We start from the raw sequence: 13,464 nt of genomic DNA, 5'->3' as shown, positions 1-13,464 counted from the left end.
CGGAGTAGCGTGGATTGCGGGTCCTTGGGTGAGGGTTGCCGAGGTGACGGCGATGATCGTTCTTGACGCTGTGTTGGCAGTGTTTCTGGTGGTGGCGGTACTGGCCGGGCTTGGGATGCGGGTGGTGCAGCAGTACCAGCGCGGGGTGGTGTTCCGGTTCGGCCGGGTCCGGGACGAGATCCGGCAGCCGGGCCTTGCCTTCCTGGTACCGGCCGTGGACCGGATGAAGAAGGTGAACATCCAGATCATCACCCTGCCGATCCCCGCCCAGGAGGGCATCACGAGGGACAACGTGACGGTCCGGGTCGACGCGGTCGTCTACTTCCAGGTGGTCGACCCCGTCCGGGCGGCGGTGAACGTGCAGGACTACGAGTTCGCGATCTCGCAGGTGGCGCAGACCTCGCTGCGTTCGATCATCGGCAAGAGCGAGCTGGACGACCTGCTGGCCAACCGGGAGCCGATCAACCAGGGGCTCGAACTGATGCTGGACAGCCCGGCGCTCGGCTGGGGCATCCAGATCGACCGGGTGGAGATCAAGGACGTGGCACTGCCCGAGTCGATGAAACGCTCGATGTCCCGGCAGGCCGAGGCGGAGCGGGAACGGCGGGCCCGGATCATCACCGCGGACGGCGAGTTCCAGGCGTCCGCCCGGCTCGCCGAAGCGGCCACCATCATGAGCCGGGCCCCGGCCGCCCTCCAACTGCGGCTGCTGCAGACCGTGGTGGAGGTCGCGGCGGAGAAGAACTCCACCCTGGTGCTGCCGTTCCCGGTGGAACTGCTGCGCTTCCTGGACAGCGCCACCCATCGGGCGGAGGCGGCGGCCGATGCACCGCCGCCACCGGCCAAGAGGGGGGTCGAGCAGCTCGAACTCCCGGACCTGGACGAGGTGCTGGCCCACCCGTTGCTGGGTGGCGGCGCCCCGGACGGCAGCACAGGATGAGAGGAGACCGAGGGCAGGAGGCGGGACGATGACCACTGCAGGTGACATCATGCACACCGGAGCCGAGTGCGTCGTGGAGCAGCAGACGCTGGCGGACGCAGCCCGGATCATGAAGGAACGCGGCGTCGGCGCTTTGCCGATCTGCGGCGAGAACCAGAAGCTGCTGGGAATCCTCACCGACCGCGACATCGTGCTCAAGTGCGTGGCCGAGGGCCGGGACCCGAGCACCGTGCTGGCCGGCGAACTCGCCCAGGGCAGGCCGATGGTGGTGGAGGCGGACGAGGACGTCGAGCAGGTGCTCCAGGTGATGGAGCAGCACCTGGTGCGACGGCTGCCGGTGATCAACCACCCGGACCACAAGCTGGTCGGGATGATCAGCGAGGCGGACATCGCGCGGGGACTGCCGCAGGAGCGGGTGGCGGAGTTCGTGACGACGATCTGCGCGGAGTAGCGCCCTTCGGTGCAGTGGATCCGCGCGTCGGCGGTCAGGCACTTCACAGGCCGGCCCCGGCGCCGGATCTCCTCGCAGTTCCCGGCGCCTCTGAACCGGCTGCCGGTCAGTTCGGGAAAGCGTAGACCGTGGTTGCGTGGGCGGCGGGAGCCTCGGTGCCCTCGGCGGTGAGAGTGACGTCCAGGAAGGCGAGGCGGCGGCCGAGCTTGGTGAGCCGGGCGTCGACCAGGACGTCGGCGCCGAGGACCGCGCGCTGGAAGGTGATGGACTGCTGGACGGTGGTCATCGGGCCGAACGAGCCGAGGGCGCTCGAGACGGCGATGACGCTCGCGGTGTCGGCGGCGGCCATCAGGGCCTGGCCGGAGAGCGCGCCGCCTTCGCGGGCGAGCTGCTCGGACCAGGGGAGCCGGAGCACGGCGTGGCGGTCGTCGGTCTCGGTGACCGAGAGGCCGAGGGCCTGCACCCAGGGCGCGAAGTTGTCGGCCAGGATCTTGTCCGCCTCGGCGGGGGTGAGAGTCACCGGGCCATTGTGGGGCTCGAGTTGGGCCCGGCGCCAGCAGGCAGGGCGGGTCGGCGAGCGGTTCGGACGCCGTGCGAGCTGCTCAGGCGGAGGTGGCGCCGGCCAGCGCGGCCCAGACCACCTCCGGGTGTCTGATGTCGCTGTGGGCGCCGGCGAACGGGGACTGGTCCTCGGCGATGACCTCGTCGCTGCGCAGCCGGTAGAAGTGCCCGGCCTCCAGGGGGTACGCCGTCCCCTCGGGCTTGAGGTCGAACTGTTCGACGCCGTCCTGCTGGAAGCCGTCGTGGCCCATGCCGCCCCAGCGGTAGGTGAGGTCCGAGGCGGCCTGGTCGTCCTCGTTGCTGAGCATCGAGGCGGCCGGGTACCACCAGCCGACCGCACGGTCCCCGAGCGAGAACGTGGACTGGAGCGGACCGGCCACCCGGTCGAAGTACGGTGCCAGGAAGCCCTGGTGGCCGTGGTCGATCGGGACCGGTGCGGCGAAGCTGAAGTGCGAGAAGGCGCCCTGCACCAGCAGCAGCGAGGCGACCGGACTGCCGACGCCCTCGGGCAGACCGGGAAGGGCGAAGGAGACCAGCCGGGCGCCGAAGCTGTGGCCGATCAGGTGGACCCGCAGCCCGTTGCCCGCGACCCGGCCGAGCAGCGGGCCGAGGCCGTTCCGGCCGATCACGCCGGCCCGGTTCTTCATCTCGTAGTAGCTGGCGGTGCGCAGTGCCTCGCGGGCGCCGCGCCAGAGCACCTTGAACGGGTTGGGGAGGCCCTGGGCGTCGCCCTGTTCGCTGGCCAGTCCCGCCAGTGCGCTGAACACCTCGCCGGTGGGTTTGGTCAGGACGGCCTCCTGGCCCCGGTCCTCCTCGGCCAGTGCGGGTGAGGTGACCAGCTCGGCGACCAGGCGGTGACATTTCGCCAACTGCTCCGGAACCTGCGGCTGTTGCTCCAGCAGGGTGGTGATCTCGGCGAGCCCGGCCTGCTGCGGAGCGGCGAACGCCGGGCCGAGCGCGGCGGCAAGTTCGGCGGGGGAGGACGGGGTGGCGGGCGTGTCGGGGGCGTCCTCGGGGAAGAGCAGCGAGGGCCAGAAGACGCCGACCACGCCGACCCTTCCCCGCCAGGCGGGGGCGAACCGGTCGATCTGGTGCGAGAGTTCGTCGAAGGTGTAGGCGTAGAGCGTACGGGCGCCGGTGTCCGAGTTGTTCCAGCCGTGCGAGAAGACGAACAGCTCGCTCACCCCCGTGCCCGGCAGCTCGGCCACCAGACCGTCGTCGTCCAGCAGGTGCCCGTCCTGGTCGAAGCGGATCTCCCAGTACGGAAGCCCCGCGATCGGGTCAGCCATGGTCAACTCACTCCTCGCCACTAGACGTTGGACATCACACGCATCAGGTCGAGCAGGCCGTGGCCCTCCAGGTAGCGGTCCCGGCCGAGCGAGGTGGCGTTGGCGCAGAGCAGCTCCTTGATCTCGCGCGGACGCCCGATGAACTCCTGCCGGACCGAAAGGAAGGCGGCGATCGCGCCGGAGACGTGCGGGGCGGCCATCGAGGTGCCGCTCTGCTCCACGTACGTCGGCAGGGTGGCCGGATCGGCGTCCGCCGAGAGCAGCGAGGCGAGCTGGGAGCGCAGCTCGCCGGTCGCGCAGGAGGTGATCCGCTCGCCGGGCGCCAGCAGGTCGGGCTTGAGGCGGCCGTCCAGCGTCGGGCCCTTGGAGGAGCTGTAGGTGACCCCGAACTCGTGCGGGCGGTCCCGGTGCGTGGAGCCGACGGTGATGGCGCCGTCGGCGTTGCCGGGGTCGGTGATGGTGGCCAGGACCGCGCGGTTGTCGGCGTCGCCCTCGCCAGGCAGCCGGCCCGCGAAACCGCCGTTGCCCGCGCTCACCACGACCACCACACCGCTGGCGGCCAGCAGGTTGACCTCGCGGCAGAGCGGGCTCTGGCCGCAGGCGTACTCGCTGGCGTCCCAGGCGCAGCCGAGGCTCAGGTTGACGCCGTGGACCACCAACAGCCGGCCGCCGGTGTTGACCTTCTCCCGGAGGTAGTAGAGCGCCTCGATCACCGCGCTGGACGAGGTGACCAGGCCGGGGCCGCGCTCGGCCAGCACCTTGAGGCTGACCAGTCCCGCGCGCGGGGCGATACCGGCGAGGGTGTGGCCCTCGTCGAGCGTGCGGGTGTGCCACGCGGGGAGGCCGCCGCCGGTCAGTTCGACCTGACCGATCAGCGGTGGCTGTCCGGCGGGCAGGCCGCCCGCGATGATGCCAGCGACGTGGGTGCCGTGCCCGGCGGGGTCGGTCAGCGGGGACTCCGGCGGTTCCGGCGTGGGGCCGCCGACGACCAGGGCGGTGAAGTCCCGGTGGAGCCCGGCGCACGGGCCGGTCAGGGTGCCGTCCGCGAAGTGCGGGTGCCGCTCGTCGATGCCGCTGTCCGCCACCGCCCAGACGATGCCCCGCCCGGTGGCGGCGTAGGCGCGTAACACCGCGTCGGCCTTGATGGTGGCGCAGGAGCGGTCGATGTGGGCGTCGAGGGTGTAGTCGGGCCAGACCCGGAAGACGGTCCGGGTGCCGGTGCGGTCGCGTGCCAGCAGCCGCTGGATCTCGGACGGGCTGAGCACGCAGCGTACGTAGCTCGCGGCCACCGGGACCGGCTCGGGCAGGCGCGGGAAGGTGGCCGCGTAGAGGTTCAGGAAGTCCGTACGGGTCTGCTCGGTCTCCGCGTCGCGGGTCAGGTCGAGCTCGATCAGCACCGGGCTGCGGTTGCCGGGCAGGACCGGGACGACCTCGCTGCGCCGCTCCGGCGTCAGGCCGACCCGGAGCATCGGGCTGACCGCGTCCCGGACGACACCGGGTTGGTCGGCCCGGGGCCGACCGGCGGGAGAGCCGGGGCTGCTGGTCATCGCGGGGGCCTCCCGTCGGCGGTGTTTCGGCGCCTCCGAAGTCCACGATCCGCTCGCCGGGACCGGCTGTCATCCGCGCTGTGCTCCGCTCTGGGCGCGCAGTGCGTCGCGAAGCAGTTCTGCCAGGTGGACGGCCCGGCGGCCGGCGGCCAGTTGGTCGATCTGGGTGCGGCAGCTGAAGCCGTCGGCGAGCAGGACGGTGTCCTGGTCGGCGGCCCGGACAGCGGGCAGCAGGACGCGTTCGGCGAGGGCGGTGGAGACTTCGTAGTGGCCGCGTTCGAAGCCGAAGTTCCCCGCCAGGCCGCAGCAGCCGGAGTCGAGCACCTGGTTGTCCAGGCCGGTCCGCCGGTCCAGCAGGCGGTCGGCCGCGGTGCCGAGCACGGCATGCTGATGGCAGTGGGTCTGGGTGATCGCCCGGACGCCGTCCAGTCGGGGCAGGTCGACGCCCTCGCGGTCGAGGAACTCGGCCAGCGTGTGCACCCGCGCCGGGACGTCCCCGGCCGCCTCGCCGAGCAGCCGGGGCAGCTCCTCGCGCAGGGTGGCGGTGCAGCTCGGGTCCAGGCCGAGCACCGGCAGGCCGGGCGGAATGGCGGCCAGGCTGCGCCGCAACACCCGCCGGGCGATGCCGAGTTGGCCGGTGGAGTGCCAGGTGAGGCCGCAGCAGACCGGGCCGTCCGGCAGCCGGACGGTATAGCCGAGCTGTTCGAGGAGTTCGACGGCGGCACGGGCCGGGGCCGGATCGAGGTGGTTGGTGAAGGTGTCCGGCCAGAGCAGCACCTCGCGGCCGCCGGGCACGGCGGTCCGGCGGCGGAACCAGCGCTCGAAGGTCTCGGGGGCCAGCGGCGGCAGGTCGCGCCGGGGGTCGATGCCGCCGATCCGTTTGAGCAGCGCGGCGGCCGGCGAACGGAACAGCCGGTTGAGCAGGCGGCGGGCGAAGGCCAGGCGCAGGGTGAGCGGCAGCCAGCCCATCGAGTAGTGCGAGGCCGGGCGCAGCCGCCGCCGGTAGTGCTGGTGCAGGAACTCGCTGCGATACATCGCCATGTCGACCTGGACCGGGCAGTCGCTCGCGCAGCCCTTGCAGCCCAGGCAGAGGTCGAGCGCTTCGCGGACCTCGGGCGAGCGCCAGCCATCGGTGACCAGCTCGCCCCTCAGCATCTCGGCCAGCAGCCTGGCCCGGCCGCGGGTGGAGTGCCGCTCCTCCTCGGTGACCAGGTAGCTCGGGCACATGACGCCGGGGCCGGGGTCCGTGCTGACGCACTTGCCGACACCGACGCAGCGGTGCACGGCGGTCAGCAGGCTGCCGCCGTCCCGCTCGTACGGGAGGGCGAGCGGGAGCAGGTCCCGGCCGGGGAAGCGCAGGTCGGCGTCGAGCGGGCGCGGGTCGACCACGGTGCCCGGGTTGAGCAGGCCGGCCGGGTCCCAGATCCGCTTGAACCGGCCGAACAGGTCGATGATCTCCGGCGGGTACATCCGGGTCAGCAGCTCGCCCCTGGCCTGCCCGTCGCCGTGCTCGCCGGAGAGCGAACCGCCGTGCGCCACCACCAGGTCGGCCGCCTGCTCCATGAACTCCCGGAACTCCGGCAGCCGCGTCGGCTCGGTGAGTGGGAAGTCCAGCCGCAGGTGGATGCAGCCCTCGCCGAAGTGCCCGTACGGGATGCCGCGCAGCCGGTGCCGTCCGAGCAGGGCGCGCAGCTCGCGGAGGTAGTCGCCGAGGCGTTCGACCGGGACGGCTGAGTCCTCCCAGCCCGGCCACGCCTCCCCGCCTCCGGGCAGTCGGGTGACGATGCCCGCGCCGGCCTCCCGGACGGCCCAGAGTTGGCGCTGTTCGGCGCGGTCGGTGACCACCGCGACGGTGGCCCGCGGCTCGCGGCGGACGGCGTCGGCGAGCTCGCGGGCGGCGTCCAGGGCGGCTCCGGGGGTGGCGCCGCCGGTCTCCAGGAAGAGCCAGCAGGCGCCCTCGGGCAGCCGGGCGAGTGCGGGCGGTCGGTGGCCGCCCTCGACCAGGGCGGCGATCAGGTCGGCGGCCATCCCCTCGGCGGTGAGCGGGCGCAGCGGCAGCAGCGCGAGGACGGCGTCGGCGGCGGCCGTCTCGTCGGGGTAGCCCGCGACCACCAGGGCGGTCGCGGCGGGGGCCTCGACGAGCCGGACGGTGGCGCCGAGCAGGACTGCGCAGGTGCCCTCGGTGCCGGTGACCGCCCGGGCCAGGTCGTAGCCGCGCTCGGGCAGCAGCGCGTCCAGGTCGTAGCCGGAGGTGCGGCGGGGCAGGTCGGGCATGCCCTGGCGGAGGGTGCCGAGGTGAGCGGCGGTCAGGTCCTGCAGCGCTCGGTGCACCTCGCCCTCGCGGCCGGGGCGTTCGCGCAGCGCGGACCGTTCGGCGGGGGAGCGGGGGCCGGTGACGGTCAGTTCGGTGCCGTCGGCGAGCAGCAGGTCCAGCGCGTGCAGGTTGTCGGCAGTCCGGCCCCAGGCGATCGAGTGCGAGCCGCAGGAGTCGTTGCCGACCATGCCGCCGAGCGTGCAGCGGCTGTGGGTGGACGGGTCGGGGCCGAAGCGCAGCCCGTACGGGGCGGCGGCCCGCTGGAGGCGGTCGAGCACGGCGCCCGGCTCCACCCGGGCGATGCGGGCGTCCGGGTCCACCGTGAGCACCCGGTTGACGTGCCGTCGGAAGTCCAGCACCACGGCGCCCGGGCCGATCGCCTGGCCGCCGATGCTGGTGCCCGCGCCGCGCGGCACCAGCGGGACGCCGTACTCGCGGCAGAGCCGGACGGCGGCGCGGACGTCGTCGGTGTCGGCGGGCCTGACCACGCCGAGGGGCGGGTGCCGGTAGTTGGAGGCGTCGTAGCCGTAGACGGCGCGTTCGGGGGTGTCGAAACGGACGTCGCCGCGGAGTTCGCGGCGGAGGGCACGGGCCAGTTCGCTGCTCGGCATGGGGAGATCATCGCAGTGCCTGGGTTACCCCGGTGGGAGGTGACGCGATGTCAAATGGCACCCTCTGGGGCATGAATGATGATCACGTCGAGCCGAGCCCGTACGTCGCCGGACTGCCGTTCGGTCAGGAGCTGAAGCTGCCGGAGTGCGTGGAGTGGGAGACCTTCCCGTTCGCGGGGACGCTGACCGTCCGCCCGCTGGAGCAGCCGGTGCTGCCCGAGCCGCCCCGGCACGGCGAGGACGGTCCGGAGAGCTGCGACATCTGCGGCCGGGCCGACCAGACCTACCTGTGGACCGACGAGCACTGGCGGTTGAGCACGACGGAGGAGCCGAACGGGCTGCCCGGCACGGTGCTGCTCTGGTCGCGGGCGCACCACGACCTGACCGACCTGCCCGCTGAGCGGGCCGCCGAGATCGGGCCGATGCTGCAGCGCGCGGAGCGTGCGGTGCTCGCGCTGGGCGGGATCGCCCGGGTGCACATCAGCCGCTGGGGCGACGGCGCCGCGCACCTGCACTGGTGGCTGTTCGCCCGACCGGAGGGGATGCTCCAGTTGCGCGGCAGCGACATGCCGCTGTGGGGCGACACGCTGCCGGCGCGGTCGGCGGCGGAGTGGCAGGCGAGCAGCAAGGTGATCGCCGCCGCGATGGCCGAGGGTGGCGGCACCGCGCACGTCTGACCCGGGGTCAGCGCCGTCCGGCCACTGCCGTGCGGGCGATCTGGCCGAGCTTGGCCACCTCGAAGGCCGGGTACGCGCCGCTGGCCAGCAAGGAGAACTTGACGCCCTCGCGGCCGTCCGGGCGGCGGTAGCCCTCGGGCAGGAAGGTGCGATAGTACTCGGCGGCGCGGTGGAAGAACTGGGGGCGCTCGGCGCGCGGCACGCACCCGGCGAGCTCCAGGACGAACAGCAGGTGCCGCACCATCCGGGTGAACAGGTACGGTCGCACCGGCGCCAACTCCTGGCGGGCCTCCAGCAGCTCGAAGCTGCTCCGGTACTGGTCGAACAGGTCGAAGTGGCTGCTGCCGGGCGAGCCGGTCGGGTGCAGGGTGTGCCGACGGCGGATCCGGACGCAGTCGCGGTCCAGCACCGCGATCCGCTGCGCGGCGAGCATCGCCCGGTGCACCACCGGGACCTCCTCGTAGCGGCCGTCCGGGAACTCCGGGACACCGGTGCGGCGGAGCAGCCGGTCCCAGACCAGCGGCGGCGCGCCGAGCAGCTCGGGGTGGTCGAGCGGCTCGAACACCCCGGCGCCCACCCCGGCCAGCAGCTGGGCGGAGCCGCCGGGCCAGACCTTGCCGCCGTGCTCCCGGCTGTGTCCGAACAGCAGCACGTCCACCGGTCCGGTCTCGGCCAGCCGGTCGGCCATCGCGGCCAGCGCCCCGGGGTCGAGCAGGTGGTCGCTGTCCAGGAACAGCAGGTACTCGCCGGTGGCGTGGGCGGCGCCCGCGTTCCGGCTCCGGCCGATGCCGACGGCGGCGTTCAGCCGGAGCATCCGCACGCGCGGGTCGCGCAGCTCGTACGCCGCCGCGACCCGCTCCGGCGACTCCGGGGAGCGGTCGACGACCAGGACCACCTCGACGTCGGGAAGCGACTGCGCGAGCAGCGAGTCCAGACAGTCCGTCAGCTGGTGGTGCCGGTCGTAGACGGGGAGTACGACGGAGATCAGCGGGTTGGGCATGGGCGGGAGGCTAAGGGCGTGCACACGGTCAGGCAAAGGCGCGAAGGGCGGCAAACCGGTGCATCCACGGACAGAGCCGGAGCATCGTGCCCGATACCTTCACCACACGCCCACCACCTGCGTGAACGCGCCGAAGGGCGGTCACACCCGGTTCGGGGTGACCGCCCTTCGGCGTGACGTCGGCTCAGGCCGGGGCCGGTGGGGCTCAGTACCAGCTGTGGGCCTGCCAGAAGCTCCAGGCAGCGCACGGGCTGCCGTAGCGCTCGTTCATGTAGCTGAGGCCCCACTTGATCTGGGTGGCGGCGTTGGTGCGCCAGTCGGCGCCGGCCGAGGCCATCTTGGAGCCCGGCAGGGCCTGGACCAGGCCGTACGCACCCGAGGACGCGTTGGTCGCGGTGACGTTCCAGGTGCTCTCGTGCTCCACGATGTTGCTGAAGCACTGCAGCTGACCGGCGGGCACGAGCTGCGCGGCGATCTCCTTCGGCGAGCCGGTCGGCGCGGCCAGGGCCTGACGCTGCTGGCTGCGGGAGGCGGCCTCGGCGTCGGCCTTCGCCTTGGCGTCCGCCTTGGCCTTCGCGTCGGCGGCGGCCTTGGCCTTGGCCGCAGCGGCGTCCGCGTCGGCCTTGACCTTGGCGTCGGCGGCGGCCTTCGCGTCCGCTGCTGCCTGGGCGTCGGCGGCGGCCTTCGCATCGGCGTCGGCCTGCGCCTTGGCGGCAGCGTCGGCGGCGGCCTTGGCGTCCGCGTCGGCCTGCGCCTTCGCGGCGTCGGCGAGGGCCTGGGTCTGCGCCTCGCCGGCCTGCTGGGCCTCGGCGGCGGCGTTGGCCGCGACGGAGGCGGCCACGGTCTGCGGAACGGCCTGAGCGGTGGGGGTGTCCTGCGGCAGCGCCAGGGCGAGGGTGGCGGAGCCCGCCACGGCCAGGGTGGCGACACCGGTGATGACGGCGTTACGGCGGTTCTTGAGGTGCTGGAGCTGCATGGAGGGGACAACCTCTTCCGTCGGGCGGAGCCGGAACGGGGCACACGGGTACCGCGAAGCGTGTTCGGAGGGAACAGGCCCGGGTGCCGTGGACTCGGACGGTCGGGACGCCCCGTCCTGGGACGGGGCTGGCGGGGGAGGGCGGGCCGGCTCTGCAGGACCGGTTGCTGCCGTGGGACTCGACATTCTTGGCAGACGGCCCCGGCGGAGGCAATGAGCGCTGATACGACTGCCGGTAGTAGACACAGCAGTGCGCCCGGCCTTGGCCGGACGCTTCGGGCGGGGTTACCCGACCCGTACTCCGCCGAAACCCCTCCGTGGCCATTTCACTGCTGACCAGGAGCGTTCGCGGGCGCTCCGGCGCCCCGAGGGTCGGTCGGCACGGGGGGCGCGCCTTCACGGCACCTTTATCTACTATCGGCGGCAGTAGGTGGCTCAGGCTCTGTGGGCGGACTCACAGGAACCGAGGCGGCGGGCTGCGCAGCGCGACCGGCCGGTCACCGTCTTCCAGGGATCGACGGGGAATGATCAGCACTCTGAAAGGATCGACCCGACACGAACCGACGGATCAAGGGTGGGCACGATGGGATTTCTGCTGCTGGGCATCTTGGCGCTCGCGGTCGGAGGGTGCGTGTGCGTGGTCTGGGCCGACCGCGGCGGGCCGCGCTGGGTGCGGCTGGTGGCGCGCGCGACGGTCGGTGCGGGCGAGCTGGTGCGGCGCGCTCAGCGGAGCCGCCGCCGAGGCGTGGGCCAGGGTGACTCCAGCGGCGACTAGAGCGTGTCTCTCAGGTGGGTTGAGCTGTTGATCGGATGTGTCTGTTCGGTTGGTGGTCAGTGATGTGATGTGGGGTCGACTTGAGCCGTTGATGCCGGCTGATCCGGTCCGTGGGCGGCGGTGGGCGGACCATCGCCGGATTTTGGAGGCCATTGCGTGGAAGTACCGGACGGGCGCGCCCTGGCGGGACCTGCCCGAGGCGCTCGGCTCGTTCAAGACCGCTCACAAGCCGCTGCTGCGCTGGGCGGTGGACGGCACGTGGGCCCGCATCTTCGGCGGCTGGGTGCTGCCGCTGGCCGTCGAACGGTGGCTGGCCTGGCCGGGCAACTATGTGGCCGAGCTGGCCAATCCGACCGTCGCCGGGCTCGAGCGGTACGGCGACACCCAGCTCTACGTCACCCGGGGCGCCGGGGCCTGGGGGCCGCCGGTCCGGGTCGGCGCACCGTCCGACATCACGGTGCTCACGCTGGCCTCGCTCCAGGCCTGATCCGGTCCGGGAGAAGGGCTGTCAGGGTGCCGGTTCAGCGCCAAGCGGCTGCTCCGGCTACCTGCTGGCGCTGCTGGGCCGGGACGTGAGGGCGGTCGACCCGGTGGGCGGCGCCGAGGTGGCTGCCGACGGCGGCCTGGGCGCGGCGGGCGAGCAGGCGGCGATCGGTGCCGGTGTCGGTGGGCATCGGGGAGTGGAAGACGAGCTCGGCGATCAGGCCCCGGGTGGCCAGGACCCGGCGGATGGACGGGAGCAGTTCGTCGTCGCCGACGTAGCCGGGGGTGGTGCAGAGGCGGCCGTCGGGCAGTAGGTAACGGATCGTCACGGGCTGGACCGGCGCCGCCGCGTCGATCGCCGCCTGGAACGCCGCCGGGCGGAACCGACCGCCCGCTGCGCCGCACCAGGTGCTGCCCTCGGGGAAGGCCGTCACCGGCCGTCCGGAGCGCAGCACGGCAGCCATCTCGCCCACCGTGCCAGGAAGTTGGCGCAGTCGGTCGCGGTCGATGAAGATCGTCCCGCCCCGTCCGGTCAGCGGTCCGAGCACCGGCCAGGACCGGACCTCGGTCTTGGCCAGCATCGGCCCCGGCCGGACGGCGCTGAACAGCACGATGTCCAGCCAGGAGATGTGGTTGGCCACCCGCAGCACGGCGCCGGGGGCGGGCGTCCCGACCACTCGCAGCCGGACGCCCATCGCGGCCAGGACCGTGCCGGTCCAGAGCCGGAGCAACGCGTCCCGCAGCCGGGGCGCTCGCTGCCAGCCCCGGGTCAGCCAGACCACGGCTATGCCGACCAGCAGGACGCCGAAGCTGCCGGCCCCGCGCAGCAGACGCAGCGGTGCGGACACCGTCGGCCCGGGGTCGGCGAGGCAACTCTCCGGCGTGCAGGGGGCGGTGGGGAGCCAGCTGCTCATGGCGCGTTCACGCGCCCGTTCCGGCCGAGAGGAAGTGCCGCAGGTAGCGCGGGTCGGTGCGCTCCAGCGAGAGCAGGACGTAGAGGTCGGCCACCCCGAAGTCCGGGTCGTACGCGGGCTCGCCGCAGACCCAGGCGCCGAGGCGCAGGTAGCCGCGGAGCAGCGCCGGGATCGCGGTCCGTTCGGACCGGGGCAGGCCGGTGGGGTCCCAGGGCCGGTGCGGTGTGACCCGGTACTCGGCCGGGGCCAGGTAGCGGGCGGCCATGGTGTCCCAGACCCCGGCCGCCGTGGCGCCGCCGTCGGCGAGCGGGATCGAACAGCATCCGGCCACCCAGGTGTTGCCGGTGTCGACCAGGTAGCGGGCGATGCCGCCCCACATCAGGTTGATCACGGCGCCGTTGTCCCGGTGCCGGATGTCGATGCAGGACCGGCCCACCTCGACCAGACCGGGGCGGACGGCCGTCAGGTTGGTCAGGTCGAACTCGCTCTCCGAGTACAGCCGCCCGGCCCGGACCGCCGCCTCCGGGCGGAGCAGCCGGTAGGTGCCGACCACCTCGCCGGTCTCGTTGTCACGCACCAGCAGGTGGTCGCAGTACTGGTCGAACGGGTCGATGTCGAGGCCGGGCACCGGTGTGTCCAGGACCGCGCCCATCCCGGTCGCGAAGACGTCGTGCCGCAGCCGCTGGGCTGCTCGGACATCCGCCTCGTCGGTGGCCAGCGAAACCGAGTAGGCCGGGGCGGGGTTGGCGCCGGGCCGGGCGACGGCGGGCCGCGTGCCAGCCGGCCGAGTGGGTCGGGTCAGAGTGGGGGAGCTCGGAGCGGTACCAAGGGCCATGACGGGTTCTCCCAGGCTTGGGTCGAGCGTGGCGATCGGTGCTGCCCTATGTCTCTCCAGATTGGTTGGCGTCGGCATGACCAGCCGGGAG

Annotated in this window: 12 protein-coding genes and 2 pseudogenes; 6 read left to right on the top strand and 8 right to left on the bottom strand. The window is 73.1% G+C overall.

The features are described 5' to 3' along the window. Positions 1 to 52 precede the first annotated feature (52 nt). Both ACKUU6_RS02925 and ACKUU6_RS02920 read left to right on the top strand, forming a co-directional pair. Positions 53 to 940 (top strand): slipin family protein, encoded by an 888-nt coding sequence (locus ACKUU6_RS02925; RefSeq protein WP_407986826.1) that lies wholly within the window; start codon positions 53 to 55, stop codon positions 938 to 940. Between the two features lie 28 nt (positions 941 to 968). Beyond that, positions 969 to 1,391: a CBS domain-containing protein gene (locus tag ACKUU6_RS02920; RefSeq protein ID WP_407986825.1), complete on the top strand. Its 423-nt coding sequence runs from the start codon at positions 969 to 971 to the stop codon at positions 1,389 to 1,391. 106 nt (positions 1,392 to 1,497) lie between these two features. On the opposite strand, the gene ACKUU6_RS02915 is transcribed toward ACKUU6_RS02920, so the two are convergent. From ACKUU6_RS02915 to ACKUU6_RS02900, 4 genes are all read right to left on the bottom strand, one after another. Continuing rightward, positions 1,498 to 1,911 carry a PaaI family thioesterase gene (locus ACKUU6_RS02915; RefSeq protein ID WP_407986824.1) on the bottom strand — a complete coding sequence of 138 codons (414 nt, stop codon included), beginning with the start codon at positions 1,909 to 1,911 and terminating at the stop codon, positions 1,498 to 1,500. A gap of 82 nt (positions 1,912 to 1,993) precedes the next feature. After that, a complete protein-coding gene (locus ACKUU6_RS02910; RefSeq protein ID WP_407986823.1) occupies positions 1,994 to 3,241 on the bottom strand; it encodes a serine-threonine protein kinase in 1,248 nt (415 codons plus the stop codon). A gap of 20 nt (positions 3,242 to 3,261) precedes the next feature. After that, positions 3,262 to 4,788 carry a S8 family peptidase gene (locus ACKUU6_RS02905; RefSeq protein WP_407986822.1) on the bottom strand — a complete coding sequence of 509 codons (1,527 nt, stop codon included), beginning with the start codon at positions 4,786 to 4,788 and terminating at the stop codon, positions 3,262 to 3,264. A gap of 69 nt (positions 4,789 to 4,857) precedes the next feature. After that, a complete protein-coding gene (locus ACKUU6_RS02900; RefSeq protein ID WP_407986821.1) occupies positions 4,858 to 7,713 on the bottom strand; it encodes an FAD-binding and (Fe-S)-binding domain-containing protein in 2,856 nt (951 codons plus the stop codon). Between the two features lie 71 nt (positions 7,714 to 7,784). Here ACKUU6_RS02900 and ACKUU6_RS02895 point away from each other — a divergent pair, with 71 nt between their 5' ends. Beyond that, positions 7,785 to 8,390 carry a hypothetical protein gene (locus ACKUU6_RS02895; protein WP_407986820.1) on the top strand — a complete coding sequence of 202 codons (606 nt, stop codon included), beginning with the start codon at positions 7,785 to 7,787 and terminating at the stop codon, positions 8,388 to 8,390. Between the two features lie 7 nt (positions 8,391 to 8,397). Here ACKUU6_RS02895 and ACKUU6_RS02890 read toward each other — a convergent pair whose 3' ends face one another. Both ACKUU6_RS02890 and ACKUU6_RS02885 read right to left on the bottom strand, forming a co-directional pair. Next, a complete protein-coding gene (locus ACKUU6_RS02890; protein ID WP_407986819.1) occupies positions 8,398 to 9,390 on the bottom strand; it encodes a glycosyltransferase family 2 protein in 993 nt (330 codons plus the stop codon). Positions 9,391 to 9,595: 205 nt separating this feature from the next. Beyond that, positions 9,596 to 10,366, bottom strand: coding sequence for a lytic transglycosylase domain-containing protein (locus ACKUU6_RS02885; protein WP_407986818.1), 771 nt, complete (start codon positions 10,364 to 10,366; stop codon positions 9,596 to 9,598). Between the two features lie 583 nt (positions 10,367 to 10,949). Here ACKUU6_RS02885 and ACKUU6_RS02880 point away from each other — a divergent pair. From ACKUU6_RS02880 to ACKUU6_RS02870, 3 genes and pseudogenes are all read left to right on the top strand, one after another. Continuing rightward, on the top strand, positions 10,950 to 11,141 hold the full coding sequence (locus ACKUU6_RS02880) for a hypothetical protein (RefSeq protein WP_407986816.1): 192 nt from the start codon (positions 10,950 to 10,952) through the stop codon (positions 11,139 to 11,141). A gap of 37 nt (positions 11,142 to 11,178) precedes the next feature. Beyond that, positions 11,179 to 11,415: pseudogene (locus ACKUU6_RS02875) on the top strand (transposase); the annotation flags it as partial. A gap of 42 nt (positions 11,416 to 11,457) precedes the next feature. Then, positions 11,458 to 11,628 (top strand): annotated as a pseudogene (locus ACKUU6_RS02870) (metallophosphoesterase); the annotation flags it as partial. A gap of 34 nt (positions 11,629 to 11,662) precedes the next feature. Here ACKUU6_RS02870 and ACKUU6_RS02865 read toward each other — a convergent pair. Beyond that, on the bottom strand, positions 11,663 to 12,538 hold the full coding sequence (locus tag ACKUU6_RS02865) for a lysophospholipid acyltransferase family protein (RefSeq protein ID WP_407986814.1): 876 nt from the start codon (positions 12,536 to 12,538) through the stop codon (positions 11,663 to 11,665). A gap of 7 nt (positions 12,539 to 12,545) precedes the next feature. Beyond that, positions 12,546 to 13,373 (bottom strand): GNAT family N-acetyltransferase, encoded by an 828-nt coding sequence (locus ACKUU6_RS02860; RefSeq protein WP_407986813.1) that lies wholly within the window; start codon positions 13,371 to 13,373, stop codon positions 12,546 to 12,548. Positions 13,374 to 13,464 lie beyond the last annotated feature (91 nt).

It is taken from the genome of Kitasatospora sp. CMC57 (assembly GCF_045866025.2).
Taxonomy (GTDB): Bacteria; Actinomycetota; Actinomycetes; order Streptomycetales; family Streptomycetaceae; genus Kitasatospora.
Note: the sequence above shows the minus strand (reverse complement) of the source record. Positions and strands in the feature narration are given on the sequence as shown.

Coding starts and splice junctions, on each gene's coding strand:
- ACKUU6_RS02925 (WP_407986826.1), top strand. CDS start 53: ATGATCGTTCTTGACGCTGTGTTGGCAGTGTTTCTGGTGGTGGCGGTA.
- ACKUU6_RS02920 (WP_407986825.1), top strand. CDS start 969: ATGACCACTGCAGGTGACATCATGCACACCGGAGCCGAGTGCGTCGTG.
- ACKUU6_RS02910 (WP_407986823.1), bottom strand. CDS start 3,241: ATGGCTGACCCGATCGCGGGGCTTCCGTACTGGGAGATCCGCTTCGAC.
- ACKUU6_RS02905 (WP_407986822.1), bottom strand. CDS start 4,788: ATGACCAGCAGCCCCGGCTCTCCCGCCGGTCGGCCCCGGGCCGACCAA.
- ACKUU6_RS02900 (WP_407986821.1), bottom strand. CDS start 7,713: ATGCCGAGCAGCGAACTGGCCCGTGCCCTCCGCCGCGAACTCCGCGGC.
- ACKUU6_RS02895 (WP_407986820.1), top strand. CDS start 7,785: ATGAATGATGATCACGTCGAGCCGAGCCCGTACGTCGCCGGACTGCCG.
- ACKUU6_RS02890 (WP_407986819.1), bottom strand. CDS start 9,390: ATGCCCAACCCGCTGATCTCCGTCGTACTCCCCGTCTACGACCGGCAC.
- ACKUU6_RS02885 (WP_407986818.1), bottom strand. CDS start 10,366: ATGCAGCTCCAGCACCTCAAGAACCGCCGTAACGCCGTCATCACCGGT.
- ACKUU6_RS02880 (WP_407986816.1), top strand. CDS start 10,950: ATGGGATTTCTGCTGCTGGGCATCTTGGCGCTCGCGGTCGGAGGGTGC.
- ACKUU6_RS02865 (WP_407986814.1), bottom strand. CDS start 12,538: ATGAGCAGCTGGCTCCCCACCGCCCCCTGCACGCCGGAGAGTTGCCTC.
- ACKUU6_RS02860 (WP_407986813.1), bottom strand. CDS start 13,373: ATGGCCCTTGGTACCGCTCCGAGCTCCCCCACTCTGACCCGACCCACT.